The organism is Paraburkholderia sp. WC7.3g (assembly GCF_050436345.1).
Taxonomy (GTDB): domain Bacteria; phylum Pseudomonadota; class Gammaproteobacteria; order Burkholderiales; family Burkholderiaceae; genus Paraburkholderia; species Paraburkholderia podalyriae.
This window is the reverse complement of the sequence record NZ_JBNDMA010000004.1, coordinates 471,819-496,863: the sequence shown is the minus strand read 5'-3', so window position 1 is coordinate 496,863 and position 25,045 is coordinate 471,819. Positions and strand designations below refer to the sequence as shown.

Below are 25,045 nucleotides of genomic sequence, written 5' to 3'. Positions count from 1 at the left end.
GTCGCTTCATTCCTGCCGTTCGTTAGCGCGCGGATTAGTGAAACTGGCTCACTCTAATTGTTCCCCACGGTAACCATTGCGCGTCGGACGTTGTCGCTAGAATTCCTAAAAAACGACGACACATAGCTCCCTGGAGACAACTCGATGACCATATCCTTGCTAGAGCGGCTATTCGGCATCGGCGGAAAAATCGCTGTCGTGACTGACAAGGGATGCAATTCCAGCATCGATATCGCCCCTGTGCTGGCCGAGGCTGGTGCACGGGTCGTAGTCGCCGATCACAGCGCAGCGCATAGGCAATCGGTCGTCGACAAGATAGTTTCGGCGGGCGGCGAAGCAATCGCTATCGAGGCAGACGTGGAACGTGAAGCCTCCGTGATTGCGTTGTTCAATCAGGTCAGCGCAGCCTGGGGTACCCCGGACATCGTGGTCAATTGCGCGGCCATGACCAATAACGGGCCGCTTACGGAGTTCTCCGAAGCCGCCTGGGACGAAGTGATGGCGATCGACCTGAAGTCTGTGTTCTTTTGCATGCGAGAAGCGATCAGGCACATGCTCGCCGCAGGCCGGGGTGGACGCATCGTGAACGTGACGACCATGGGAGCCACGCATGCCGTACTGAATGGCAATGGCGCCTACGGTGCCGCGCGAGCCGGCGTAGCGGGTTTGGTGCGCTCCGCAGCGCTGGACTACGCCCGCGACCAGATTCTCGTCAACTGCGTGCTTCCCGGTGCAGTGCCCGGCAAGGTTCAGTTTCATCCGGATATGCAGGCTCGCCTGAAAACCGGAAAGCTCACGGGACCCGGGACCGATGCGGAGCGACGTCTGCCGCTCGGATGGGGCGATCCCGCCGATATTGCGGCCGCGGTGCTGTACCTCGCAGGGCCATCAGGCCGCTATATGACGGGCCAATCGATTACGCTCGACGGCGGATTTCTGATTAGCTGAAGACGTCCGCACCCAATCATTTTCACTGTCTGGTGAATGCCGATGAACTACAAACGATTGGGCCGCAGCGGCAAGACTTAAGCGAACCGAACAGCGCGACCTTCCTCGACACGCAAAACGGAGCATTCCATGTTTAGTGAAACCCAGATCGGCGTGCGCCTCGCGCAAATGTTCAATCTCACGGGCAAGACCGCCATAGTTACCGGCTCTGCGCAAGGTCTCGGCCGCGAGACTGCGCGACTGCTCGCCGAGGCGGGCGCCAATGTCGTGATTGCCGACTTGAACCCCGATGCCGCGTCTGCAACAGCGTCGGATGTCGATGCGGACGGCGGCATTGCGATGCCGTGCAAAGTCGACGTGGCCGATGAAGCATCCGTCAAGGCACTATTCGCAGCCGTCGATGCGAAGTTTGGCGGTGTCGACATTCTGATCAACAACGCGGCGCACCGTTCGAAGGCCGAATTCTTTGAAATGTCCGTCGAACAATGGGACCAGATGCAGGACGTCACGCTGCGGGGCACGTTCCTGTGTTGCCGCGAGGCTATCACGCGCATGAAGGCGAAGGGCGGCGGCGGCTCGATCGTCAACATCTCCTCCGTTGGCGCGCTTCGACCCACGCTGTGGGGCGTCAACGCCCATTACGACGCCGCGAAGGCCGGCGTGGACAGCATCACGCGATCACTGGCCAGCGAGTTCGCGGCCGACGGAATCCGCGTCAATTCAATCCTTCCAGGCGGCATGGCCAGCGAGGGCGGCAAGACCATCAGCGCGACATTCAAGATTCGAGGGCCGATCGTCGGCGCAGAACGGATTCCGATGGGACGAATGGCCGCCCCGATCGAGGTTGCCCAGAGCGTATTCTTTCTCGCAAGCCCTGCCTCAAGCTATGTCACCGGTCAGATCATCGCTGCGGACGGCGGCTTCATGGTCAGCTAGGCGGACAAGGTACCGCATGAACATACGAGAGCTACATCACTGATAGAGCAACGATTATCGGATGAAACTTGAAGGCGGTTCGCAACCGGGCTCTGTTCCCGGTGCTTCGGTCGTCCGCGCCGGTGCGTGACCGATGACACGCGAGCATCGGGGTGTAATATCCTGTTCACGAGCTCCTCCGTGAGCGCCGCTTCGGTACGTCCTTCAATGATCACCAATCGACGTCAATGGAGCCCATGGGGAACAGCATGAGGGGCATCCTTCTGGCATTGGCATGCGGGTGTGTGCTGTCGGTCGCCACGATGCAGAGTGTGTCTCCTGCCCCCACGCCCGCAGCCCCGGTCGACGGGAAGGACTTCCTTGCCCAGGCGAAGCGAGTGGTCGACGCCGCTACGCGACCCGCCGCACCCTGGAGTGGGCCGCGCAACGGCCCACCCGCGAAACCAGGCAAACGCATCGCCGTCGTCGCCGAGGATTTGCGCAACGGTGGCATCCTCGGTGTGGTTGACGGCGTACTGGAGGCGGCCAGAGTCATGGGCTGGAGCGTGAAGATATTCGACTCCGGCGGCGCGGCAGACCTGCGGCTGAAGATGCTTGCGAATGCGCTGGCAAGCAGCCCCGACGGTCTGATCATCGCCGGCGGCGATGCACGCGTGCTGCTGCCGGGGCTGCGGCCGTTTGCCGAGCGAAGCACTCCGATCGTCGGCTGGCATGTCGCGACCCAGCCCGGACCCGTGCCAGGTACGCCCGTCGCGATGAACGTGTCGACGGACCCGCTCGAGGTCGCGCGCGTGACCGCACTGGCGGCCATCGTGCAGTCCGGCGGGCATGCGGGCGTCGTCATCTTCACCGATAGCAGTTTCCGGATTGCACGGGACAAGGCCGATACGATGGCTGCCATCGTGCGCGCATGCAGCGGCTGCACCTTGCTTGAAGTGCGCGACATGCCCATTTCACACAGCCAGGAACTGATGCCTGGCGCGACACGCGCCCTGCTCGCGCGTTACGGCCCGCGCTGGACCTGTGCGCTGGCGATCAACGACATTTACTTTGACTATGCCGTCCCCGTGCTGACCCAGGCGGGAATGCCAAACGATGCAATGATCATGCTGTCGGCCGGCGACGGCAGCGAGTCTGCCTTCCTGCGCATCCGCACGGGCACGTTCCAGACGGGCACCGTGGCTGACCCCCTGAATCTGCACGGATGGCAGCTGGTCGACGAAATGAACAGACTTTTCGCCGGGGAAAGCGTCACGCGTTACGTGAGCCCGGTGCATCTGGTGACCGCGGACAACATTGCCCGGGACGGCGGCAATCGTCTACTCTACGACCCTGACAACGACTATCGCGACATCTACCGTCGGATCTGGCAACGCCCGTGAAACTCCCGCTCCCACAGTCGCTCACCGCGCAGTTCGCGCTCGTGGTTTCGTGCCTGGCCGCGCTGGTGGTCCTGGTCGGTGCCACGACGATTTACTCATTGGCCGGTTCGGCACACTCGATCCGCCAGTTGGCCGGAGAGCGGCTGGCGCGCCTCGCGGATGCGCAGGATCTGGCGCAGCGCACGCTGACGATCGAACGCCTCGCGTTGCAGTTGTCGCGTGACGATACGGTCGAGGCCGTGCGCGAAACGCATCGGCATGTGCTTGAACAGCTGGCGTCGTTCGACAGCCTGGTGGACCGCCTGGCCTCCGCGACCGCAAGCGACGAACCAGGTGTCGACGCGCTGGCGCTATATCGGTCGAGCCAGCGCTTTCGCAACATCGTCAACATCGAGGCGCAGGTGCGCGAGACCGCGCTCGACGCCCGAACTGGGCCGGCGTCCGCGCAACGGCCAGGCGTGTCGTTGGCCAGCCTCGACGGCGATCTGCGTCGCGCGGCCGACGGCCTCGCCGTCGCGTCTCATCAGCAGTCGGACTATTTGACGCGCGACTACCGCGAAGCAGTCCAGCGTCTGGCCGATCAGGCAGATCGCACCCGCAGATGGGTGAGCGTCGGAGTCGGGGTGAGCCTGCTGCTCGCCTGGCTGATTGCCCGCGAATTCCTGGGGCGCCATGTCGTGACGCGGCTGCGCCGGGTTAGTCACTTCCTGCGGCATGGCGATTCCGGAAGTACACAAGCAGGGGTCCCCGTGCAAGGCGGCGACGAGATTGCCGACATGGCGCGCGCCGTCGAGCAGTTTCTCGAAGACCGGCGCCGGCGCCGCCAGGCCGAGGACGCACTGAAGGAACTCAACGCCGGACTCGAGGCGCGCGTCGCGCAGCGCACGGCTGAACTCAGCACGGCACTGGCGGGCCAGGCGGCCGAGATCGCCGAACGCCAGCACGCGGAAGAGGCCGTCAGGGAGAGCGAGAACTTTCTGAACAACATCGTCGAAAACATCCCGGACACGGTCTTCGTCAAGGAGGCGTCGACCCTGCAGTTCGTGCGCTTCAACAAGGCTGCGGAACAACTGCTCGGCTACCGGCGGGAGGAACTCATCGGCCGGTCCGTTCACGACCTGTTTCCCGCGGACGAGGCTGAATTCTTCGCGCTGAAGGATCGAGCCGTGCTGGAGTCGCGACAGATGGTCGATGTGCCGGAGGAGCGGGTTCATACGCGCGATGGACTGCGCGTGGTGCACACGATGAAGATCCCGATCTTCGATATGCGCGGCGAGCCGCAGTACCTGCTCGGGATCTCACGCGACATCACGGAGCAAAAGCGTGCGGAAGAGGAATTGCGGCGCTATCGCGAGCACCTCGAAGACATGATCTGTGAACGAACGGTGGAACTGGCCGTTGCCAAGGACCATGCCGATGCGGCCAACCAGGCAAAGAGTGACTTTCTCGCGCACATGAGCCACGAACTGCGCACGCCGCTCAACGGGATTCTCGGTTACGCACAAATCCTCAGACGCGACAAGAGCCTCGATCAACGCCAGATCGACGGGCTCACGGTAATCCAGCGCAGCGGCGAACATCTGCTTACGCTGATCGACGATATCCTCGATATGGCCAAAATCGAGGCCGGAAGAATGGAGCTCAATCTGTCCGACGTTTCGCTCGAACGCTTCATCTACTTCATCGCCGAGACGATTCGGGTGAAGGCAACGGAGAAGGGCCTCGCCTTCGCTTGCGAGATGGCGCACGATCTGCCCGCGGGTGTGCTGGTGGACGAAATACGGCTGCGCCAGGTGCTGCTCAACCTGCTCTCCAATGCAATCAGATTTACCGACCAGGGCAGCGTGCGTCTTAGCGTCGGATTCATGCCGCCCGCGCGGCTCCGTTTCGAAGTCCAGGACACCGGCATCGGCATAGACGAAGTGCGCCTGGAGGCGATCTTCAGACCTTTCGAGCAAGTGAGCGACGCCCGCCACCGGTTGGGCGGCACGGGGCTCGGCCTCGCTATCAGCCGGCAACTCGTGCGCCTGATGGGCGGCGAGATCCGTGTCGAGAGCCGCCGCGATACCGGCAGCGTCTTCTCGTTTGAACTGAACGTCCAGGTGGTGGCGCCTCCGGCGGCTGTCGCCGCGTCCGAACGGCTCGTCAGCGGCTACAAGGGGCCGCGCAAGACCGTGCTGATCGTGGATGACGTGGCGGAGAATCGTGCGTTGATGGTCGATATGCTTGGCCCGCTCGGATTCGTCATCGCCCAGGCCGCGAGCGGATCGGAAGCTCTGGAGAAAACCAGAGCCTTGCATCCTGCGCTGGTCCTGATGGATGTCGTGATGCCCGGGATGGACGGGCTCGAAGCCACGCGTCGCTTGCGCCAGATGCTGGAGTTCCGGGAGCTGCCGATCATCGCCGTCTCCGCACGCGCGTCGGGGACCGATGCCGCACAAAGCCTGGCGGCGGGGGCGAATGCCTTTCTCGCCAAACCGATCGACCTCAGTGCGCTATTGACACAGGTCGCGGCTCTGCTAAATGTCGAGTGGAGCGACGAAGCCCCAGCTGCAAGACCGGGCCAAACGGCTGCAACCGCTACCGCTCCTTTTACCGGGACCTTGATCGCGCCGCCGCCGCAGGAGATGGAAGCGCTGCACCACCTGGCGCGACTCGGCGACATGCGTGCCATCGTGCAATACGCCACACATGTGACCGAGCTTGACGAACGCTATCGTCCTTTCGCAGACCACCTTTGCCGGCTGGCGAAGGGTTATCGGTCCAAGGCGGTCCTCAACTTCGTCGAGCAATATCTGGACTCGAGCCAAACTCGATGATTCGAGCCGGGGAAGCCGAACCCACGGAATGCTCCTGATACCGGATTCCGTCCCGCATCGCACCGGGCAAGTCTCGTTCTACTCGGTGATCAATCCGTGCCGGATCGCGTAGCGGATCATCTCCGCATTGTTTGAAAGCCCGAGTTTCTGCATCAGCCGCATCTTGTGCGTACTGATCGTTTTCGCGCTGAGCGCACATGTATCGGCGATTTCGTTGATGCTCTTACCCGCCGCGAGCATTTGCAACACCTGAAATTCGCGGTCCGACAGCACTTCATGCGGCGACAGGTCGCCGCGCGGTGTTTCGAAGACCATCGCATCGACCAGCTTCGGATCGATGAAGCGGCCGCCGTCCATCAGCTTGCGGATCGCGGCGAGCAGCACTTCGGGGTCGCTGTCCTTGGTCAGATAGCCGGTTGCACCCGCGCGCAGAGCGCGCGACGCGACCTGGGCCTCGTCGTGAATGCTCAGCACGAGCACGGGCAGCGAGGGCTGCTCGGCCCGCACACGCCGGATCAGGTCGACGCCGCTGATGCCGGGCATCGTCATGTCGAGCAGCAGCAGATCGACGGCGCACGAGCGCAGCTTGTCGAGCACTTCCGACCCTTGTGCCGCTTCGGCCGCGACGATGATATCGCTCGTGGTTGCGATGATCTGCCGGAGTCCGCCACGGACAATCGCATGATCGTCGGCAATGAGTACCCTGATCATGTTCGAGGTCCCCCATCGAGCGGAATGTTGATCGAAACCGTGGTGCCCGCGCCCGGCGCACTGTCGATCGAAAGCGATCCGCCGATCGTCCGCGCCCGCTCGTTCATGCCGAGCAAGCCGTACGAATAATCGCGGCGAGCCGTCTGCAGATCGAAGCCGCGCCCGTCGTCGCGCACGTGCAGTTCGAGCTTCGCCGCCGTCGAGGTCAGCATCACTTCCACGCGCGTGGCCTCGGCGTGGCGCGCGACGTTGGTCAGCGACGCCTGCACGATGCGGAACACGGCCGTCGCATGTGCGTCCGACAGAGCGGGTTCACCGCCTTCGATGCGCAACTTGCAGGTAATGGCATTGCGCCGGTTGAATTCATCGACGAGCCATTCCAGCGCCGACACGATACCGAAGTTGAGCGCGGCCGGTCGCAAGTGGCTCGCGACATTGCGCACCATCGAGATCGTGGCTTCGACCAGTTCGCGCATGTCGTCGGCTTTTTTTATCGCTTCCGGGTCGTCCGCGATGCGCATCTTCAGCAGCGACACGTCCATCTTCAGCGCAGTCAGCAACTGGCCCAGTTCGTCGTGAATCTCCATCGCAATCCGCTTTCTCTCCTCTTCGCGGATCGCCTCCATGTACGCGGACAGTTCACGCTGCTGCTCGCGCGATTCGACGAGCTCCTGTTCCATCTGCTTGCGCTGCGTGATGTCGTTCAGGCCCACGTATATCGCGGGGGAGTCGTCGTAGGTCGCCACGCGCGCCGTCGCCATCGCCCAGAACTGCGTGCCGTCGGTGCGCCGGAACTGCACCTCCAGATTACGCAGGCTGCCTTCCGTCCTCAGATGTTGGATCAGGTCTTCGCGCTCGCCCGGGTCGGCGTAGAAATCCGCGATATTGGCCGACATGCCTTCTTTCATGCCGAACAGTTCGCGCAGCGGCTCGTTCGTGTACAGGATGCGTCCGTCCGGCATCGACGTGATGCATAGCGGCACCGGACTCGATTCGACAATCGCGCGAAAGCGTGCCTCGCTTGCCTGCAGGCGCGCCTCCGCGCGCCGCCGCTCGTCGATCTGCGCTTGCAGGTTCGCGTTGGCGCGCTCCAGTTCTTCGGTGCGCAACGCGACACGCCGTTCGAGATCGTCGCGCGCTTGCGAGAGCGCGGCCTCCGTTTCCTTGCGCACAGCGACTTCCGCGAGCAGTTGCCGGTTTTGCGCGAGAACCTGCTTGTGCATCACGCGTAGTTCGAGGTGGACGCCAACGCGCGCCAACATCTCGTCGACGCGCAACGGCTTGGTTACATAATCGACGCCGCCCGCCGAAAAGCCTTCGACCCGATCTTCGTTGCCCGTTAGCGAAGTCATGAAAATGACGGCGATATCGCGCGTGCGCTCATCGCGCTTCAGTCGCCGACAGGTCTCGAAGCCGTCGATGCCCGGCATCTTCACGTCGAGCAGGATCACGTCGGGCTGCGAGAAGGCCGCGCGCTCCAACGCTTCGATACCGTCGAGCGCCACCAGCACGCGAATGCCGCGCGCTTCCAGACTGTCGACGACTACGCCGACATTTGCCGGCGTATCGTCGACGATCAGGATCGTTCCCGTATGCGCAACTGGAGCGGCGAGACGGCTCATGATGCGGTGTTCCTTTCAAGGTACCGCTCAACGAGTTGCACGATCGCCGCCGACCGATGTTCCGTCAGCATCAGCGTGATCGCGCAGCTAAAGACGGGCACCGCCGCGTGCAGCCGCAGCTCCACGTTGCGCCGCACGTACCGGAGTCCGCTACTCCATGCGTAGAAGCTGTCGACAGTCATATCTCCCCGCGAGTGCCAACGTTGTGGGTGTCCTATTCTGCACTCGATGCCAAACCCCGGTCTACCGCGTCCTCACCGGGTTTTAAACGTCCGATGAAACACCGCGCGCTCCGGCCTCACAGCCATTGCGCGCTGCCTGCATGCTTTTCTTTGCTTTTGCCTGCGCTATCCGTTCGCTATTCCGGCACTTCGCCCACGCGCACCAGCCGGACCGTGCGCGCCGGACGCCCGACCAGCTCGTCGATCAGATCTGCCATTTCACAGAGCGTGCGAAAGCCGCGTTCGTCGAGTTGATCCGCGTGATGGCGCCGCAAATCGCGCATTGTTTCGCCCAGGTGTCTGAGCGCGTTGGGCGTGCTGTCGATCAACGGCCAACAGTGCATCAAATACGCAAGCGATGTCACGTTGCGCGTCTCGCACCAGGTATCGAACAGCCGCAGACAGATCGCGTTGACTTGTTCGATGAGGTTCTCCCGCTCCGACAGATAGGCCATCATGTTGCATTGGGGTTGACACTTCGTTTCGACCACACATCATCCGCCAGCGGAGTTTCGGTCGCATTCAGCGAGTGCTGGAAAACTGGGGTGTGACATTCTGATTCGCGCGTCAGGAAATCCTTAATGCGATCCACGCGAGAGAAGCCCCCGCTGGGCGAAAACCCTTGTGTGCCGTTCTTCATGCTGCTTTCGGCTCAGGAAATCCTGACGGCCGAAATCAGCGCTTCCTGAGACGACATTCCGCCGCCGCCGATTGGGCGCGCGCACGGATCGCCATAGCATAGGGTCATCGTGCATCGCGGGGAAAGTCATGGCGGGCAATAGATCGCTGCGTTCTCAGGTCGAAAAACTGATTGGCTCGACGCGGGGCCAGGCGGTGTGCGTGCGCCTGTTGGACCGCACCCGCTCGGGCGGCACACGCCGGGTATGCATTCAGATCGACCGGCCGACCGGGTCATTTTCACTCTTCTTCTTTCGCCATGCCGACGGCGCCTGGCACGTATTTCCGCCGGGCCAGCACCGTCCGGCGATGGGAATAGACCGCAAGGCGGCCTGATCGCTCAACAAGCCGACGGAGACGCACATGCTCGATGATGCTTCGGACGCACTGCCGCAGTACGTGATTGAACTGCGCGCGTGGCTCAGCGACTGGTACGACCATGCGTTCAGGGTCGGCTACGTGTATCCACCCTTCACGCTCGACACGGCGATTGCTGACCGGCTCGAAGGCTATTTCAAGGCGGGACTGACGCCAGCCGAAGGCGCGACTGCATTCTTCGGCCTCGTGCATTGAGATGCGAGCGATGCAAAGTAGTGCTTCTGTTGGAACACTGTACCGCTCACAGGGACGGCCAATCCTGATGACTCGCCTGGTGCGTGGTTGTCATCACTGGGTTCGATGCGGAACATCGTCCGGGAAGGGATACGGTGCGTGTGGACCCGGCCATTCCGGCGCGGGCGGTCCGCTCAACGCATCGCAACCGCCCAGGCCAAAGAGCACCATCCCGGCGAGCAGACCGGTCGCAATGCCGCGCAGCATCGCTCGAGTGTTCATGTTGCACCTCCACGCACATCACTCTCGTCCGGTTGGACTTTAAATTGCCGCACAGGTTGCACTACCAGATCGTGCGACCCGTCATGCGCACGCGAGCGAAAGTGTGGGAACTGGCTCAGGCCGCTCCCCGGTTCGCAGGCTGGCAGAGGCGAGCGGCTCTGTCATCCGGAACACCGCGACCGCGCCGTCGAGCGCGCCCGCCTGCTCTTCCCAGCGACGCCGCAGCAGCCGCGGCCTGCTCGACCAGCGCGGCATTCTGCTGGGTCGCCTTGTCCATGTGCGTCACCGCGCGGCTGATCTGCTCGATGCCCCGCGACTGTTCTTCCGAAGCCACGCTGATTTCGCTCACGATCCGCGTCACGTTGCGCGCAGCGCTCACGATCTCCGCCATCGTCGCACCGGCGCGAATCGCGAATTCCGATCCCTTCTCGACCTTCTCCACCGAACTGACGATCAGTTCCCTGATCTCCTTCGCCGCAGCCGCCGAGCGCTGCGCCAACGCACGCACTTCACCCGCCACCACGGCGAATCCGCGTCCTTCGTCGCCGGCACGCGCTGCTTCCACGGCCGCATTCAGTGCAAGTATGTTGGTCTGAAAAGCAATACCTTCGATCGCACCAATGATGTCGACGATCCTGTTCGAGCCCGACGACATCTCGGCGATGACGTCGATGACCTGATCGACCACTTCGCCGCCACGCGCAGCGGTATGCGACGCGTTTTCGGCGAGCGCGTTGGCCTCGCGCGCGTTGTCGGCGTTCTGCCTGACCGTCGCCGTCAATTCCTCCATGCTCGCGGCGGTCTCCTGCAGCGTCGCGGCCTGCTGTTCGGTGCGCGTCGACAGATCGGCATTGCCGCTCGCGATCTCGCGCACGCCCTGCGCGATTGCCGCCGTGCCGGAACGAACCTGACTGACTGCGGCAACGAGACTCTCCTGCATGCGGGCAAGCGCGCCCATCAGCCGACCCATTTCGTTGGCGCGCACGCCGGCGATCCGCCCCGTGAGGTCGCCGGCCGCGATTCGTTCGAAGTGCTGGATTACCGCGTTGATCGGCCGAACAATCGATGCCTTCACCATGAAGCGCGTGAACAGGCCAAGCACCAGCGCGACAAGCCCGATTGCGGCGAACACCCAGCACAGCAGGCGAAAATGCTGCTGGGCCGATTTGAAGCGGGTTTCCTCGCGCTGCATCTGAAGGTTCTGCAGCGCAGATTCGGCACGTTTATAGTCGCTGAACACCGCATCGGGCGCCTGGCGTTCCGTCGTCCGGAACGTGATGAAATCGTTCTGATCGAGCGCCGCGACTTCGGGCAGAAGCACCTGTTTCATCAACTGCTCGCGCTTTGCGCGCAGCGCGTCGGTCAGCGCCTTCTCGTCGTCGTTCGACGCAGGCTGCGTGAGATAGGCCGCCAGTTCGCGATCGCTGTCCGCAAGCCCGGCATGGACGCGCGCGAGCACCGCATCAGTGGGCTTTCCCTGCGCGACGAGCGTTTCGTAGGCGCCGAGATCGACACGCACGTTCAACAGTGCCTCGCCGCTCGCGGCGATGTGGCGCATCGCAACGGTCTCTTCGCTGAACATCTTTTCGAGCGCCGCGTTGGTGGTCTTTAAACCAGCGACGGATATTGCAATCACGAACATCAACGCGGCTGTATAGCCGGCGATGGTCACCGTGAGCGCGGTTCTGATAGTCGTGTTGTTGAACATGCCTCTCCCTCGCCTGCTGAAAAGAAAAAGCGGCCGCGGAATGGTCCGCGGCCGCAAGCTGGAGAACATCGTTGAAACGGATGCGCTGCGAGGCTGTGTTCCCGATCAGAATCGGGTACGCACACCCGTGGTCAGTTCGAGCTGGTTCGTCGCGCCGAACGTGGTGCCGACCGTATAGCCGCCGTGCAGCCTCATGTAGTCGCCGGCCAGATACACTTCAGTGCGCTTGGACAGGTGATAAAACGCGGACCAGTAGAGCGTTTCCTTGTAACCGTTGTGCAAGCCCGAGGTCGGATCGAAGGCGCCGATGTTCGCGTTCGGAATATCGCCGTCGGTGTTGTACGCGGCATTCTTCACACGCATCTGCTGATAGCCGAGCTGGTAATCGAGCGGACCTTTCGGCGACAGCTTGAGCGACACCGTCCAAGCGTTATCCTGACGCTGACCCAGCGCGCCCTGATTGCCGAGGTAGCGGAAGTACCCTGCATTGGCGCGCAGAATACCGAACGTATAGTTGCCGCCGACCGAGAACGACTGGTTCGTGTTGCCTTCGCGGTTCACGTGGCTATAGAAGCCCGACACGTTGAACGGGCCGCCGTTATAGCCCAGCGCAGCCTGATAGTTGGCGTTGGAGCCGAAACTCGTCGAGTTGCCGAATGCGTAGCCTGCGCTGGCGAAGATGCCATTGCTGAACAGTTTCTTCCACGCGACGCCGTTGCTATAACGCGTGCCGGTCGCGCTGGCCGCGTAGAAAATCATCTGCTTGAAGTTGTTCGAGTTCGTCCAGCCGCCCTCTTCGTACCTCAGCTTCGCGCTGCCATACGGGTCGCCGTAGATCGCCGCTGCATCGCGTGCAATGGTGTTCTGAAAGCCTGCCGTAATCTTGCCGAACGTGTCGTTCTCAATACCGACCCATGCGTCACGGTCGAAAATCTGACCCGGATCTTCCATTTGGCCGTTGGCCACGACGAATTCGCTCTCGAGCCGGAAGATGATCTTGGAACCACCGCCGATGTCCTCTGCACCCTGCATGCCCCAGCGGCTGCCGCTGAACCAGGGCTCGCCGTCGTTGCCCATGCCGATGACGTGATTGCCGTTCGCATCAGCATGCGTCCGATAAGTCGGGAAGCTCAGGTCCATCAGGCCGTAAAGCTGCACGCTCGACTGCGCGTGTGCGCCCCCTGCCCCGAGTGCGCTGACCGCGACAGCCAGCGAAAGATACTTCTTCTTCAAGATCGTCTCCTCAAACTACTGCGTTGAAATTGTGTTTTCCCTACTCACGGTTGCGTCCGTTTCAAGGTCCCGGCAACCGGTTCGGTATGCGAATATTCGTCATGCTAGTCACCCCAATCCTTCACGCTCCTTTCCCGTGTCATTTATACAACTCAGTGACTCTACTGATATACGCAATGACGCTTGCACCACTTATTCGGAATACTTCTGTCCGCGCGACATCAACGACCTATTTCGAGCCGACAAACTCGTTCGTATACGTTTTCCCCAACTCGACCTGCTTGCCCTTGACCGACGGATTGAACGCCGACAGCACCTTGAGCACCGTGGTCGGACCGTCGGCCGGCATCTTGCCGTCCGCTGTGTACATCGGCAGCGACGCCTTCAGCGCGCTCACGTAGAGCGGCTTGTCTTTCTGATAATCATCGGGCATCTTCGCAGCGATTTCTTCAGCGCTATGCGTATGGATGAACTGCATCGTGCGAACGAATGCATGCGCGAGCTTCGTTGCCTCGGCCTTGTGCGAATCGGCCCATGCAGCCTGCACGTAGAGACTCGACGCCGGATAGGTGCCCCCCAGCGCGGCCTTCGTGCCTTCGACCGAACGCATGTCGACGAGCACCTTCGCGTCGCCGGACTTCTGCAAGGCCGAGACGGTCGGTTCAGTCGTCATGCCGGCGTCGATGCGACCTTGTTTGATCGCCGCGATGAAGCTGGCGTCAGCGCCCACCGGCAGCATCGTGTATTCAGTGGACTGAATGCCGTGCTGTCCGGCGAGGTATTGCGTAAGGAAGCTAGTCGAAGAACCAAGGCCGGTCACACCAAGCGTCTTGCCCTTCACGTCCGCCATCGATTTGACGGTTTCAGCCGCTTTGGTCGATACCATTTCGACCTCACCCGGCACTTGCCCGAACACGACGATTGCCTTGACGTCCTTGCCTTTGGTTTGCAGATCGATCGTATGGTCGTAGAACCCGACGACAGCCTGAACGGCACCGGCTAGCAGTTCATTTTCAGCATCGACGCCCGCAGGCTGCGACAGCAGTTCAACGTCGAGCCCCTCGTCCTTGAAGTACCCGAGCTGTTCGGTCAGGCGAGCCGGCAGGTAGATCAGCTTGGTGATGCCGCCCACCATGATCGTGATCTTGCTGCTATCCGCGGCTGACGCGTGCTGTGAGGCAAGGCTGAACAACAGGCTGGAAGCAACAGCAATATGACGAAACGTACTGAACTTCGGTTGCATCGAGAGTCTCCATTATTGTCGGCGGCGAAATGCCACCTGTCTGCATCGATGGCGCGATTGTGGGAGCGCGAATCCTTCTCTCGGCTTTCACGGCGAGCACCTTTATTTAGGGGATTTCCATCAGAGAGCCTCGCTATGCGCGCAAGCACGACAGCGGTCCGTGCCGGGGTCACTGTGGAATACGGCAGGTTCTCTCATGGAAAACCCCCATCGGAACGTGCAGTGGCTGAAAGCGTTCAGAAGGTTGCGCTCTCCTAGAATTCCATCATCGATCGCGGTGCCCATCGTGCTTTCAGCGCCCACCATCGGTGCAATCGCGGCGTGACGTCGCAGTGCAAGCAAGGCAAAGGATCGGATGCATGGGTTGCCGGTCCAACTGTCGCGACCGTTGCTACAGAGCCAAGCGGCGGGTGCGACGGCCAGGAGAAGGTTGATGGAAACACTCACTGAAGTGCGGTACACATACGCGTGCGCAGCATGCGGATACCGTGCACGCGTAGTTCGTCCGGATGCGTCACATGCGAGAAAGCTCGCCGTTTGCGCGCGGTGCGACGGACAGGTGTGGCTCAGCGTTGAAGATGCAAGCGGTCGGGGGGAAGCTTCCGCGGTATTTTCGGCGCGAAGACTCTCAGCACGCACAAGACGCGGATGATGCAGAAGCTCTGCATTGCGAACAATTCCGAGTTGATCCGTTATTCGATCCGGCACCGCGTAGTGCCCGGGTAAGCTCGCGGGCGCCTTTCAGCCTGCAGTATCAAACCATTGCCGCAGGGCACGTCGATGACTGAGGTACGGGACGCGGATGCGTCATCCCGGTGCCGTTCACCCGTCGGATCCCACTTCAACTGTATCGAAACGCGAGGCCGGCATGCACTGCCGGCGCGCTCAATCAAGGAGACATGCTGTGTCCACCACTTCATCTACGCCGGAGCACTCACCGGCGGCGCCCGCTCAGCGGTCCGAAAACGCCACCCGATTCTGGCCCGAAGGCTGGTGGAAGCTGATGGAATACCGGATCGGCATCATCCCGTTGCCGGTCTATTTCATTCTGCTTGCGCTAATCACGGGGTTCGCGGTGACGGGCAAGCTGCCGGGCGAGATTTCCATGGCGATCGCCGTGCTCGCGTTCTTCGGCTTCACCTGCGCCGAGTTGGGTAAGCGCCTGCCGCTTCTGCGCAATATCGGCGCGGCCGCGATCTGCGCGACGTTCGTGCCTTCCGCGCTGACTTACTATCACCTGTTGCCCAAGCCGATTCTCGGCCTCACGACCGAGTTCACGAAGCAGAGCAATTTCCTTTATCTGTTCATCGCGTCGATCATCGTCGGCAGTATTCTCAGCATGGACCGGCGCGTGCTGATCAAGGGCTTCCTCAAGATCTTCGTACCGCTCGCGCTGGGCTCGCTGGCCGCATGCATCGTCGGAATCGCAGTCGGCTCGGCATTCGGGCTTGGCGCGCGTCATACGCTGCTTTATATCGTCGTGCCGATCATGGCGGGGGGTGTCGGTGAAGGCGCGATTCCGCTGTCGGTGGGCTATTCCGAAATCATGCATCTGCCGCAGGGCGAGCTTTTTGCACAGGTCTTGCCGCCGGTGATGCTCGGCAGCCTCACCGCCATCGTTCTGGCCGGGGCGCTCGACATGCTCGGCAAACGCTTTCCTCATCTCACCGGCGAGGGGCGCCTGCAACCCGGCGAGAGCGACGAAATGGACCCTGTCCAGGAGGAGATTCGCGGTCATATCGACGTGACGCATATCGCGGCGGCCGGCATCACGGCGATCACGCTGTACCTGCTCGGCTTGATGTGCCGCAATCTTTTCGGTCTGCCCGCCCCGGTTGCCATGCTGTTTCTCGCGGTGCTGGTCAAGCTGGCGCGCGCAGTCTCGCCGCAGTTACAGGAGGGCGCATTCGTCGTCTATAAGTTCTTTTCGACCGCGGTGACGTATCCGCTGCTGTTTGCGATCGGCGTCGCGATGACGCCATGGGACAAGTTGATCGCTGCGTTCACGTTCGCCAATATCGTGACGATCGTCGCGACCGTGACGACACTGATGGGCACCGGCTTTCTGGTTGCGCGCCGGCTCAAGCTCTACCCTATCGATACGGCGATCGTGAATGCATGCCATAGCGGCCAGGGGGGCACAGGCGACGTCGCGATCCTGACGGCGGCGAACCGGATGCAACTGATGCCCTTCGCGCAGATCGCCACGCGCATCGGCGGCGCGATCGTCGTTACGCTGACGCTGATCGTGCTCGCGCATATCGGATGATGCGTTACTGGGCATGGGCGCGCGACGGCCTGCGTGCTGAGCATCTCGCCGCCCTACCTGGCACCCGTTTCCAAACCTTGCTTCAGTCGCGCGACTGCCTCGTCTGATTCCTGCTGGATTCGCGCGCGCACGAATATGACATTCACCGCCTCAAACCAAAGTGATGGTGCGCGGTACACGAACTCACGCTCGAATCGCGTCCCGGATGCTGCGGGCGCCAGCGTGTAGCTCACTGTGCCGGCGGACTTGCCATCTATGGTGCCGACAATGACCCATTTGCGCGGACGGTCCCGCGCCGCCACCGTCCACACGACGCTCCCCCGCCGACCCGCGACGCGAAATTCTTCCGTAACCTGTTCGCCAACGCTTAACGAGTGATCGGTCGCCCCTGTTACCGATAGCGACGATGGGTGCCAATCGGGCCAGTGCGAGGGTGTCGTCACGTAGTCGAAAACGACCGCGTCCGGTCGCTCGATCGAGATGCCGGTGACAATCTTCGTCGTAAGGTTGACGAACTCAGGCAGCCGCAGGGCAAGCAGCGCGATGACCACAAAGGCTGCCAGGATCGCACCGATCCATCGCAAGGGCGATTTCATCTACGACTCTGTGAAGTACCGAGCACACGGAGACAGGCGTGCCGCTAACAAGCGGGACGCACCCCGGATCGCGACCGCCCGCGAACGCAGCACGCCCAACGAGAACAGGTCATCTCAATCCGTCGCCCCTGCACCGGTCAACGTACCCGTGCAAGCGCACGCAACACGGCATCGCCACGCGGCGTCACGCGAGGAAAGCGCAAGCCCGAGTCGACTGGCTCGTTCGCTATCAACTGCAGTGCGCGGAGCGCGCCAAGCTCTGCACGGTCCGAATCAATCCGTTCAGGCGCATCCTTCAACAGCAACAACGTGGCCACTTCGTGCGGGCTCAACATGTCGTTTACCTCCCGGCTGGAACGAAGAACGCGAAACCAGATCCGGTCACGGCTGCATCGGCAGGACGCGAAAACCGAACCCGGCAGGTTGTGTGGAAGGTTGTCGCCTATCGGGTCGACGAGCGACGCGCACGCGGCGGACTTCGGCGTTTCGGCGTATCAGGGGTCGGCTTTGCGACGCGCGCGAGAATGTCACGGACCATTGCCCGTACGTGAGGCTCGGCGACAGACTCGTCATCGGGCTGCACCTCCAGCGGCACGCCCGTTGTGCAGGCCGACATGCGAGCGGGCGTGGTGTCCGCCTGGGGCTCATGCGCATCGTCGTGATTGCGGCCGGAGTGGCGCGGCCTGGTCATTTCCGACGCGATGTCCATCCAACCGCGCGTGTATCCGGCGAACTGCAGGGCAAGCCAGGGCATCACATCGGCCTGACGTCTGACGAACTGTTCAGGCGTCTGGGCGCGCAATACGCTTTCCCAATGCAGCGCGGCACTTGTGGCCGCGGAACTGCACGTATCGACGTTCAGCCGTATCAGCGCGCAAAGGCCGGCAACGAACTGGTCGGGCAGTTGCGACACGGTGGTCGGAACAGATACGGCAAATAGCATCTCTTGAGTGGTGCTCACGTGATCTCTCTCAGGTTCTCGCTGACACGGCGGCCGCTGCCACTGCAATTCGAACGGTGTTTCCACACCGGGCCGTTGGCCGGACGGACGGTCTTACGCCGCCTAGAGCAGTTATTCTAACTTTGTTAAGTCCGATTATCAGTTCTAAGAGCCAGGGATTTTCCCCAATATATGGGAAATGGACGCCTGTGTTGAGTGGGCTCCGCGCGCGAGCGGCCGAGCGACAGGCGTAGGCAGGCGTGTGACTTATCGGATGCTTCGATTATGATGTTGATCCGATGATGTTGACGATCGACGGGAATGGCGATGAAGCCCATCAAATTGCGAGTGCCGTGCGACGAAGCTGGCGACCTGCTAGACGATCTGACTGTCTGGGCGAGCACCAGCGGCATTGACCCAGGGCTTTCCATGTTCGGTGAGTCCGGTACCGGGTCGAAGACGAGTACGCCCATCCTCTATCAGGTCTATGTGAGCGAAAGCTTCTTCGAGCAGTTCCCGGAGTGGCGCATGTTCATCGAGCAGTAGCGACGAAATGCCCCGGCGTCACACCGACCGCGCGCCGGAAATGTCGGCCAAGGTGACTCTGATCGAAAAACCCGACTTCGGCAGCGACCTCGCACGGCGGGACGCCGTCGCGCAATAGCCGTTTAGCGTGTCGGATCCGCACCATACACACGTAGCGATGCGGCGAGATGCCGACCTCTTTGCGGAACAGCGTCGCGAAGCGCGAGACACTCAAGCCGGCCGTCGCCGCGAGCGTCGCAAGACTGACCGGCTGCGCGAACGAGCTTTCGATAAAGGCCACAGCCCGCCTGATCGCGCGCGACATCACCACTGTCGTATCGCTGGCGGCGTAGTCGAAGACTCCAGTCATGTCGTATCCCTTCGGGCCACCATGTCAGGCGCCCCGCTCCGACGACACGGATTCGGCGACGCAGATGCCGTCATCGCGGTATGGCCGGCAAGCACGACACGGTAGACATCGCATAGCGCGAGTTCGGTATCAGACTCGCAGCGTCACAGACTGAGCGAGCCGGCCCGCCGCCGTGGCGCCGTCGGGCGGCCCGTTCTGGTATTGCTCCAGTTCCGCTTCGCTGCGATGGCACAGCACCTGCGCGCCGCTCGCGAGCGTGCGCGCGACCGGCGGCGTGAGATTGCAGACACCATCGACGCGCAGCGGGCATCGCGCGAGAAACGTGCACAGCTGCGGCTCGTGAGCCTGCTCGCCGATCGGCGGCAGCGTCTGATGACAGCGCTCGCCCGCTTCTTCGAGCCAGCCGGCGCGCAGTTCCGGCGCGGACGACACCAGCAGATGCGAGTACGGATGGTACGGCGGCGCCGACAACGCGTCGCGGTTGCCCGCCTCGACGCGGTGCCCCGCGTACAGCACGACGATGTCGTCGCTGATCGCACGCACCTTGGCGATGTCGTGCGTGATGAACAGATACGACACGCCGAGCTTTTTCTGCAGATCGCGCAGCAGTTCGAGAATGGCCGCGCCGACCACCGTATCGAGCGCGGACGTGACTTCGTCGCAAAGGATCAACTTGGGTTCGGCGGCCAGCGCCCGCGCGAGATTCACGCGCTGTTTCTGCCCGCCCGACAGCTCCCCGGTACGCCGTTGCGCCAGTTCGGCAGGCAGGCGAACCAGCCCAAGCAGTTCGGCGACGCGGCGTCGCGCGGCCTCGCCCTTCATGCCGTGATAGAACTTCAACGGGCGCGCCAGCGTGCGCTCGACGGAATGCGTCGGGTTGAGCGCGGTGTCGGCGTTCTGGAACACGATCTGGATACAGCGAAACTGTTCGCGGCTGCGGCGGCTCAGGTTCGCGGCAAGCGGCTCACCGTCGAGCAGCAGAGTGCCGCGCGCCATCGGCACGAGCCCCGCGATCACCTTCGCGAGCGTCGTTTTGCCCGAACCCGATTCGCCGATCACGCCCACCGTCCGGCCACGGCCGATCGCGAGGTCGACGTCGCGCAGAATGACCTTGTGCGGCCAGCCCTTCGCGTCCGTGCCGCCGTAGCCGGCCGTCAGGCCGCGCAGTTCGAGCAGCGGGGCCGCGTCCCACTGCGATGCGCCCGGCACGGCCGCGGTCGATGCAGCGGGGGCGACGGGCGTCACCGCAGCAATCAGGCTTTGCGTATAAGGATGGGCCGGCGCATGCAGGATCTGCTCGGTGCGGCCCGTTTCGCGAATTTCACCGTTGCTCAGCACCACGATGCGATCCGCCATCTGCGCAACCACCGCCAGATCGTGGGACACGTACACGGCGGTCATCCCGCATTGCCGGATTACCCCGCGAAACGCTTGCAGCACGTCGATCTGCGTGGTGACGTCGAGCGCCGTGGTCGGTTCATCGAGGATCACGAGTGCGGGGTCGGTGATCAGCGCCATTGCCGCCATCAGCCGCTGCAGTTGGCCGCCCGACACCTGGTGCGGATAGCGCCGGCCGATCGTGCGCGGGTCCGGCAACGCGAGCGCGCCAAACAGTTCGACCGCTTTGGCCTGCGCGGCGCGCTTGCCGAGCGTACCGTGAATCAGCGCGCCTTCGATCACCTGGTCCATGATCGTGCGCGCCGGATTGAACGCGGCCGCCGCGCTTTGCGCGATATAGGCGACCTTGCGGCCACGCAATCGCTCCAGCGCTTTCGGCGAGAGCCCGAGCACGTCGGTGTCGGCGACCCGGATCGCGCCTCCCGCGATGCGGCAGCCACTGCGGGCATGGCCCATCAGCGACAGCGCGATCGTGGTCTTGCCCGAGCCCGATTCGCCGATCAAGGCGAGCACCTCGCCGCGCGCGATCTCGAAGTCGATGTCATGCACGATCGTCGTATCAGGCTCGCCGGGACGGCTTCCCACCACGCGCAGACCCCGGACTTCGACCAGATTGGACGACGGTAGCGGCGCGGTCTCCGGGACGGCAGTCAAGGCCGCATCGGCGCGTCTGAAAAGAGCTGCCTTCATCAATGACCTCCATCGGCGTCAGGCATGCTCTTGCGGCGGCCCCGATGCGGCAGTCCGTCGATCAGCAGGTTCACGCCGACCGTGAGCACCGCGATCGCGATCGCGGGCAGAATCACCACGGGCACGCCGTCACCGAGGCCGGCCATGTTCTCGCGCACCAGCGAACCGAGATCGGCATACGGCGGCTGCACACCGAGACCGAGAAAACTCAGGCTGCTCAGAAGCAGCACGACGAACGTGAAACGCAGTCCGGTGTCGGCGAGCATCGGGTGAAGCATGTTCGGCAGCATCTCGAAGCACGCGATGTAGAACGCGTTTTCGCCGCGCGCCCGGGCCACCTGCACGTATTCGAGCGTGCCGATATTGACCGCGAGCGAGCGGGCGATCCGGTATGAGCCCGGCATGTAGCTGACGGCCGCCGTGCCGATCAGCAACGGCAGCGACGAGCCGAACGCGGCCACGATCATCAGCGCGAACATCTTCGACGGAATCGACGTGACCGCATCGAGCAGCCGGCTCATGGTTTCGTCGAGACGGCGGCCGGCCACGGCCGCGAGCAGCCCCAGCATCGTGCCCGTCAGCGCCGCGAGCAGCGCCGCCGCAAGCGCCAGCACGACCGTCAGCCGCATGCCGTAGATGATGCGGCTCAGCATGTCGCGGCCAAGGTAATCGGAGCCGAGCGGCAGCTTCGCGCTGAAGCCAGCGAATACGTCGGGCGTGACGATCGCGCCGACCGGGTGCGGCGCGATCCACGGCGCGAACGCCGCGACGAACAGCGCACTCGTCACCATCGCCAGGCCGATCCAGCCGCCGGTCGACAGATTCATGCGTTGCGCGACGCTGCGACGGCGCGCCGGCCGAGGCGCCGGGCTGCCTCCGCCGCGCCACGATCTTGGCGGCTCCGCGCCCTGCGGTAACGTGCTGTTGCGCTGCACCGGTTCGAGCGCGCCGAGCCGCTGGGACGAATCGGAAGAAGGTCGAAGAATCGTCATGTCCGCAGCCTCGGGTTCGAGATGATGGCGCACAGGTCGGCTAGCAGCACGAGCAGCAGGTAGCCGAGGCAGAACAGCAGCGTACAGGCCTGTACGAGCGGGAAGTCGCGGTTGCTGACCGCGTCGACCATCAGGCTGGCGAGGCCCGGATAGTTGAAGATGGTCTCGACGACAATCACGCCGCCAAGCAGATAAGACAAGCTCAGCGCGATCGCGTTGGCGATCGGCCCGATCGCATTCGGCAGTGCGTGGCGCAATACCACGCGTGCGGGGCTCGCGCCCTTCAGCATCGCCATTTCCACATACGAGGAACTGAGCTGCTCGATCACCGCGGCGCGCGTCATGCGCGCCATCTGCGCAATCACGACCGCGCACAGCGTGACGACCGGCATCGCATACGCGCGCAGAAAGTCGTGAAGGTTGTCGATGTCACCGCTGTACGACAGCGCGGACAGCCAGTGCAGCTTGACGGCCAGCACCAGCACCGCGAGCGTCGCGATCAGGAACTCGGGTGTGGCAACGAGCGACAGCGTACCGAGGCTCACGATACGGTCGATCAGCGACTCGCGTTTGACTGCCGCGAGAATGCCCGCCGACACCGCGATCGGTACCGACACCGCGGTGGTGATCGCCGCGAGGGTCAGCGACTTCGGCAAGCGCCCTTCGATCAGTTCGGAGACCGGAAGATTGTTCGACAGCGACACACCGAAGTTCGCGTGCAGCAGACCGACGAGCCAATGGAAGTACCGCAGGTAAGCCGGCTGATCGAGACCGAACTGCTGGCGCAGCGCCGCGACCGTTTCGGCCGTCGCCGACTGGCCGAGTGCGGCCTGCGCGGCATCGCCGGGCAACAGGTTGGTGATCACGAAAATGATGATCGAGACGATCACCAACGTCAGCGCAGTGACGGCGACACGCCGGCCGATCAACTGGGCGATATTCCCGTTCATTGGCATGACCTCCTCGGTTGAGGGTTGGGGGCACGACGGCTCGTTGCCGCGCCGTGCCGCTCATCGCCGTCGCGGCTGCCCGCGGCGAGCGGCGCGGGCCGCCCGGCGCGTGCGCGCGCTTCAGTGGGTTACGCGTTCCACCACACGTACTCGGCGAAGTTAAAGCCCATCATCGCGCCGGTGGGCACGGGTTGGAGCCCTTGCAGGTGCTTGTCGTTCGCATCGAGCAGGCTCAGGAAGGTCGGAATGCCGATGCCGCCCTGCTCCGATACCAGCACCTGCATGTCGCCGTACATCTGCTTGCGCTTCGCATCGTCGGTTTCCGAGCGGGCGGCGGCCAGCAACTGGTCGAACTTCGGGTTGTTCCAGCCCGACTCGTTCCACGGCGCGTCTGACTTGAAGAACTGCGTGAACAGCACATCGGCGCTCGAACGCGGGTTGACGTTACCGAACCCGAGCGGATGCTTCATCCAGTGCGTCGACCAGTAACCGTCCGCCGGCACGCGGTTGATGTTCAGGTTCACGCCGATCTTCGCGGCGGACTGCTGCAGCAGCACACCCATCTCGACCGAGCCGTTCGCATCAGTGGTCGCATAGATCGGCGGCAGCGTCGTACCGATCGCTCCGGCTTTCTGGAAGTGGAACTTCGCCTTGTCCGGATCGTGCGGGCGCTGCGGCAGCGACGCATTGAAGTAGCGGTGTCCGGGCGGAATCGGCTGATCGTTGCCGATCACCGCATAATCGCGAAACACCGCGGTGCGGATCTGGTCACGGTCGAACAGATACTTCATTGCCTGCACGAAATCGGGGTTGCCGGTCAGCGGATTGTCGCGGCGCATGATCAGATCGGTATAGAGACCCGACTTGGTCTCGCGCACCTCATAGCCCGGCGTCGCGGCAATGCGCTGCGTCGCGCGCGGATCGACGGAATTGATCAGGTGAACATCGCCGGACAGCAGCGCGTTCACCCGTGCCGCGTTATCGCCGATACCGATCAGCTCGATCTGGTCGAGGTAAGGGCCGCCGCCGGTCTTCCAGAAACTGTCGTTGCGGATGCCGACGGTCGAGACGCCGGGCTTGAACGTCTTCAGCTTGTACGGGCCGGTGCCGACGGCCGTCGTGAAGTCCGTCGTGCCGTCCTTGACGATCACGAATTGCGGCGTGGCGAGAATCACGGGCAGGTCCGCGTTGGCGGACGCGAGCGTGAGCGTGACTTCGTTGGGGCCGGTCTGCTTCGCCTCTACGAACTGCTCGGCCAGCGTCTTCACCTTCGAAGCCGTTGCCGGATCCTTGTGACGCATCAGCGAGTAGACGACATCGGCGGGCGCGAGCGCCTTGCCGTCGTGGAAGGTCACGCCCTTGCGCAGCTTGATCACCCACACCTTCGCATCGCTGCTGTCGACCGCTTCGGCGAGATTCATCCTCGGCGTCAGCGATCCGTCGAGTTGCGTCAGGCTGCTGTAAAACATGAAGAAGCGGATGTAATCGGCGCCTGCCGAACCCTTGGCCGGGTCGAGCGTGTCAGCGGTCGACGAGGCGTCGTTGGCCACCCGGATCTTGCCGCCTTTCTTCGGCGTGGCTGCCGCGAGTGCCGGGCGAGCGCCCGCAAGCAGGCCCCCCGCGCCGGTGGCGAGCATGCCGCCGGCGGCCAGCAAACGCATCATGTCGCGGCGGCTGAAACCGCCCGTTCTGATTTCGTCGTCGTACATGCTAACTGCTCCTCACTCGTGATTGACCGCGGGATATCCAGCATTGGTGTTCGACGGCGCTCCGCGTGCTGGTCGCGGCGCGGCGGCACTGAATGAATCGATTTAAGCACTGCCAAAAATGGCGTTGATCGCGTATCGGTGGATTCGACCATTCGAAAACATGGTTTTGAGTGGTCCAAACAGCATGATTTGCCGCCCCTGGCGTTGACCCTGATTCGCGAACCCGGCGCAGCGGCACTTCTGCGGTGCGCGGCACGCCCGACGATGAGAA

At 62.9% G+C, this 25,045-nt stretch carries 25 protein-coding genes; 8 read left to right on the top strand and 17 right to left on the bottom strand.

What is annotated here, in order from left to right:
• Positions 1-144: 144 nt before the first annotated feature.
• The 4 genes from OKW43_RS35635 to OKW43_RS35620 all read left to right on the top strand — a co-directional run bounded on the left by OKW43_RS35635 (position 145) and on the right by OKW43_RS35620 (position 6,085).
• The gene (locus OKW43_RS35635) at positions 145-948 is read left to right on the top strand and encodes an SDR family NAD(P)-dependent oxidoreductase (RefSeq protein ID WP_429453123.1); all 804 of its coding nucleotides are present in this window, start codon (positions 145-147) and stop codon (positions 946-948) included.
• A gap of 129 nt (positions 949-1,077) precedes the next feature.
• Positions 1,078-1,884, top strand: coding sequence for an SDR family NAD(P)-dependent oxidoreductase (locus OKW43_RS35630; RefSeq protein ID WP_429453121.1), 807 nt, complete (start codon positions 1,078-1,080; stop codon positions 1,882-1,884).
• 248 nt (positions 1,885-2,132) lie between these two features.
• Positions 2,133-3,266 carry a substrate-binding domain-containing protein gene (locus OKW43_RS35625; RefSeq protein ID WP_429454728.1) on the top strand — a complete coding sequence of 378 codons (1,134 nt, stop codon included), beginning with the start codon at positions 2,133-2,135 and terminating at the stop codon, positions 3,264-3,266.
• Positions 3,263-6,085: an ATP-binding protein gene (locus OKW43_RS35620; RefSeq protein ID WP_429453119.1), complete on the top strand. Its 2,823-nt coding sequence runs from the start codon at positions 3,263-3,265 to the stop codon at positions 6,083-6,085. Before OKW43_RS35625 ends, OKW43_RS35620 begins: the two co-directional genes overlap by 4 nt.
• Before the next feature lie 78 nt (positions 6,086-6,163).
• On the opposite strand, the gene OKW43_RS35615 is transcribed toward OKW43_RS35620, so the two are convergent.
• From OKW43_RS35615 to OKW43_RS35595, 5 genes are all read right to left on the bottom strand, one after another.
• On the bottom strand, positions 6,164-6,796 hold the full coding sequence (locus tag OKW43_RS35615) for a response regulator (protein WP_187633632.1): 633 nt from the start codon (positions 6,794-6,796) through the stop codon (positions 6,164-6,166).
• Positions 6,793-8,418, bottom strand: coding sequence for a response regulator (locus tag OKW43_RS35610; RefSeq protein WP_429453117.1), 1,626 nt, complete (start codon positions 8,416-8,418; stop codon positions 6,793-6,795). Before OKW43_RS35610 ends, OKW43_RS35615 begins: the two co-directional genes overlap by 4 nt.
• The gene (locus tag OKW43_RS35605; protein WP_187633634.1) at positions 8,415-8,600 is read right to left on the bottom strand and encodes a hypothetical protein; all 186 of its coding nucleotides are present in this window, start codon (positions 8,598-8,600) and stop codon (positions 8,415-8,417) included. The genes OKW43_RS35610 and OKW43_RS35605 overlap by 4 nt, the downstream gene beginning before the upstream one ends.
• A 176-nt stretch (positions 8,601-8,776) precedes the next feature.
• A complete protein-coding gene (locus tag OKW43_RS35600) occupies positions 8,777-9,097 on the bottom strand; it encodes a hypothetical protein (protein ID WP_187633635.1) in 321 nt (106 codons plus the stop codon).
• A complete protein-coding gene (locus OKW43_RS35595) occupies positions 9,094-9,279 on the bottom strand; it encodes a hypothetical protein (RefSeq protein WP_187633636.1) in 186 nt (61 codons plus the stop codon). Before OKW43_RS35595 ends, OKW43_RS35600 begins: the two co-directional genes overlap by 4 nt.
• Before the next feature lie 128 nt (positions 9,280-9,407).
• Here OKW43_RS35595 and OKW43_RS35590 point away from each other — a divergent pair, with 128 nt between their 5' ends.
• The gene (locus tag OKW43_RS35590) at positions 9,408-9,653 is read left to right on the top strand and encodes a hypothetical protein (protein ID WP_187633637.1); all 246 of its coding nucleotides are present in this window, start codon (positions 9,408-9,410) and stop codon (positions 9,651-9,653) included.
• A gap of 27 nt (positions 9,654-9,680) precedes the next feature.
• Complete coding sequence (locus tag OKW43_RS35585; protein WP_187633638.1) at positions 9,681-9,890, top strand: hypothetical protein; 210 nt, start codon at positions 9,681-9,683, stop codon at positions 9,888-9,890.
• 93 nt (positions 9,891-9,983) lie between these two features.
• On the opposite strand, the gene OKW43_RS35580 is transcribed toward OKW43_RS35585, so the two are convergent.
• From OKW43_RS35580 to OKW43_RS35565, 4 genes are all read right to left on the bottom strand, one after another.
• Positions 9,984-10,151: a hypothetical protein gene (locus OKW43_RS35580; protein WP_187633639.1), complete on the bottom strand. Its 168-nt coding sequence runs from the start codon at positions 10,149-10,151 to the stop codon at positions 9,984-9,986.
• A 115-nt stretch (positions 10,152-10,266) separates the two neighbouring features.
• Positions 10,267-11,859, bottom strand: coding sequence for a methyl-accepting chemotaxis protein (locus OKW43_RS35575; protein WP_429453113.1), 1,593 nt, complete (start codon positions 11,857-11,859; stop codon positions 10,267-10,269).
• Between the two features lie 105 nt (positions 11,860-11,964).
• Positions 11,965-13,092 carry a porin gene (locus OKW43_RS35570; RefSeq protein WP_429453111.1) on the bottom strand — a complete coding sequence of 376 codons (1,128 nt, stop codon included), beginning with the start codon at positions 13,090-13,092 and terminating at the stop codon, positions 11,965-11,967.
• Positions 13,093-13,321: 229 nt separating this feature from the next.
• A complete protein-coding gene (locus OKW43_RS35565) occupies positions 13,322-14,335 on the bottom strand; it encodes an ABC transporter substrate-binding protein (protein ID WP_429453109.1) in 1,014 nt (337 codons plus the stop codon).
• 904 nt (positions 14,336-15,239) lie between these two features.
• On the opposite strand from OKW43_RS35565, the gene OKW43_RS35560 reads away from it, so the two are divergent.
• Positions 15,240-16,604: a 2-hydroxycarboxylate transporter family protein gene (locus tag OKW43_RS35560; RefSeq protein WP_429453107.1), complete on the top strand. Its 1,365-nt coding sequence runs from the start codon at positions 15,240-15,242 to the stop codon at positions 16,602-16,604.
• 53 nt (positions 16,605-16,657) lie between these two features.
• Here the strand turns inward: OKW43_RS35560 and OKW43_RS35555 are convergent, their stop codons facing one another.
• From OKW43_RS35555 to OKW43_RS35545, 3 genes are all read right to left on the bottom strand, one after another.
• On the bottom strand, positions 16,658-17,200 hold the full coding sequence (locus OKW43_RS35555) for an SRPBCC family protein (protein ID WP_429453105.1): 543 nt from the start codon (positions 17,198-17,200) through the stop codon (positions 16,658-16,660).
• Between the two features lie 137 nt (positions 17,201-17,337).
• A complete protein-coding gene (locus OKW43_RS35550; RefSeq protein ID WP_429453104.1) occupies positions 17,338-17,535 on the bottom strand; it encodes a hypothetical protein in 198 nt (65 codons plus the stop codon).
• Between the two features lie 107 nt (positions 17,536-17,642).
• On the bottom strand, positions 17,643-18,161 hold the full coding sequence (locus OKW43_RS35545; protein WP_429453102.1) for a phasin family protein: 519 nt from the start codon (positions 18,159-18,161) through the stop codon (positions 17,643-17,645).
• A 306-nt stretch (positions 18,162-18,467) separates the two neighbouring features.
• On the opposite strand from OKW43_RS35545, the gene OKW43_RS35540 reads away from it, so the two are divergent.
• Positions 18,468-18,686, top strand: coding sequence for a hypothetical protein (locus OKW43_RS35540; RefSeq protein WP_429453100.1), 219 nt, complete (start codon positions 18,468-18,470; stop codon positions 18,684-18,686).
• On the opposite strand, the gene OKW43_RS35535 is transcribed toward OKW43_RS35540, so the two are convergent.
• From OKW43_RS35535 to OKW43_RS35515, 5 genes are all read right to left on the bottom strand, one after another.
• Positions 18,673-19,035: a helix-turn-helix domain-containing protein gene (locus OKW43_RS35535; protein WP_187633647.1), complete on the bottom strand. Its 363-nt coding sequence runs from the start codon at positions 19,033-19,035 to the stop codon at positions 18,673-18,675. The genes OKW43_RS35540 and OKW43_RS35535 overlap by 14 nt on opposite strands.
• Before the next feature lie 129 nt (positions 19,036-19,164).
• A complete protein-coding gene (locus tag OKW43_RS35530) occupies positions 19,165-21,123 on the bottom strand; it encodes an ABC transporter ATP-binding protein (protein WP_429453098.1) in 1,959 nt (652 codons plus the stop codon).
• Positions 21,123-22,115, bottom strand: a complete 993-nt coding sequence (locus tag OKW43_RS35525; RefSeq protein ID WP_429453096.1) for an ABC transporter permease — start codon at positions 22,113-22,115, stop codon at positions 21,123-21,125. Before OKW43_RS35525 ends, OKW43_RS35530 begins: the two co-directional genes overlap by 1 nt.
• Positions 22,112-23,065: an ABC transporter permease gene (locus OKW43_RS35520; RefSeq protein WP_429453094.1), complete on the bottom strand. Its 954-nt coding sequence runs from the start codon at positions 23,063-23,065 to the stop codon at positions 22,112-22,114. The genes OKW43_RS35525 and OKW43_RS35520 overlap by 4 nt, the downstream gene beginning before the upstream one ends.
• A gap of 128 nt (positions 23,066-23,193) precedes the next feature.
• Positions 23,194-24,774, bottom strand: coding sequence for an ABC transporter substrate-binding protein (locus tag OKW43_RS35515; protein WP_429453092.1), 1,581 nt, complete (start codon positions 24,772-24,774; stop codon positions 23,194-23,196).
• Positions 24,775-25,045 lie beyond the last annotated feature (271 nt).

Excerpts from the sequence above, each read along its gene's own strand:
- OKW43_RS35520 (WP_429453094.1), bottom strand. The coding sequence starts at position 23,065 with ATGAACGGGAATATCGCCCAGTTGATCGGCCGGCGTGTCGCCGTCACT.
- OKW43_RS35535 (WP_187633647.1), bottom strand. The coding sequence starts at position 19,035 with ATGACTGGAGTCTTCGACTACGCCGCCAGCGATACGACAGTGGTGATG.
- OKW43_RS35600 (WP_187633635.1), bottom strand. The coding sequence starts at position 9,097 with ATGATGGCCTATCTGTCGGAGCGGGAGAACCTCATCGAACAAGTCAAC.
- OKW43_RS35625 (WP_429454728.1), top strand. The coding sequence starts at position 2,133 with ATGAGGGGCATCCTTCTGGCATTGGCATGCGGGTGTGTGCTGTCGGTC.
- OKW43_RS35515 (WP_429453092.1), bottom strand. The coding sequence starts at position 24,774 with ATGTACGACGACGAAATCAGAACGGGCGGTTTCAGCCGCCGCGACATG.
- OKW43_RS35565 (WP_429453109.1), bottom strand. The coding sequence starts at position 14,335 with ATGCAACCGAAGTTCAGTACGTTTCGTCATATTGCTGTTGCTTCCAGC.
- OKW43_RS35540 (WP_429453100.1), top strand. The coding sequence starts at position 18,468 with ATGAAGCCCATCAAATTGCGAGTGCCGTGCGACGAAGCTGGCGACCTG.
- OKW43_RS35555 (WP_429453105.1), bottom strand. The coding sequence starts at position 17,200 with ATGAAATCGCCCTTGCGATGGATCGGTGCGATCCTGGCAGCCTTTGTG.
- OKW43_RS35605 (WP_187633634.1), bottom strand. The coding sequence starts at position 8,600 with ATGACTGTCGACAGCTTCTACGCATGGAGTAGCGGACTCCGGTACGTG.
- OKW43_RS35585 (WP_187633638.1), top strand. The coding sequence starts at position 9,681 with ATGCTCGATGATGCTTCGGACGCACTGCCGCAGTACGTGATTGAACTG.
- OKW43_RS35630 (WP_429453121.1), top strand. The coding sequence starts at position 1,078 with ATGTTTAGTGAAACCCAGATCGGCGTGCGCCTCGCGCAAATGTTCAAT.
- OKW43_RS35590 (WP_187633637.1), top strand. The coding sequence starts at position 9,408 with ATGGCGGGCAATAGATCGCTGCGTTCTCAGGTCGAAAAACTGATTGGC.
- OKW43_RS35575 (WP_429453113.1), bottom strand. The coding sequence starts at position 11,859 with ATGTTCAACAACACGACTATCAGAACCGCGCTCACGGTGACCATCGCC.
- OKW43_RS35525 (WP_429453096.1), bottom strand. The coding sequence starts at position 22,115 with ATGACGATTCTTCGACCTTCTTCCGATTCGTCCCAGCGGCTCGGCGCG.
- OKW43_RS35595 (WP_187633636.1), bottom strand. The coding sequence starts at position 9,279 with ATGAAGAACGGCACACAAGGGTTTTCGCCCAGCGGGGGCTTCTCTCGC.
- OKW43_RS35530 (WP_429453098.1), bottom strand. The coding sequence starts at position 21,123 with ATGAAGGCAGCTCTTTTCAGACGCGCCGATGCGGCCTTGACTGCCGTC.
- OKW43_RS35635 (WP_429453123.1), top strand. The coding sequence starts at position 145 with ATGACCATATCCTTGCTAGAGCGGCTATTCGGCATCGGCGGAAAAATC.
- OKW43_RS35610 (WP_429453117.1), bottom strand. The coding sequence starts at position 8,418 with ATGAGCCGTCTCGCCGCTCCAGTTGCGCATACGGGAACGATCCTGATC.
- OKW43_RS35580 (WP_187633639.1), bottom strand. The coding sequence starts at position 10,151 with ATGAACACTCGAGCGATGCTGCGCGGCATTGCGACCGGTCTGCTCGCC.
- OKW43_RS35550 (WP_429453104.1), bottom strand. The coding sequence starts at position 17,535 with ATGTTGAGCCCGCACGAAGTGGCCACGTTGTTGCTGTTGAAGGATGCG.
- OKW43_RS35615 (WP_187633632.1), bottom strand. The coding sequence starts at position 6,796 with ATGATCAGGGTACTCATTGCCGACGATCATGCGATTGTCCGTGGCGGA.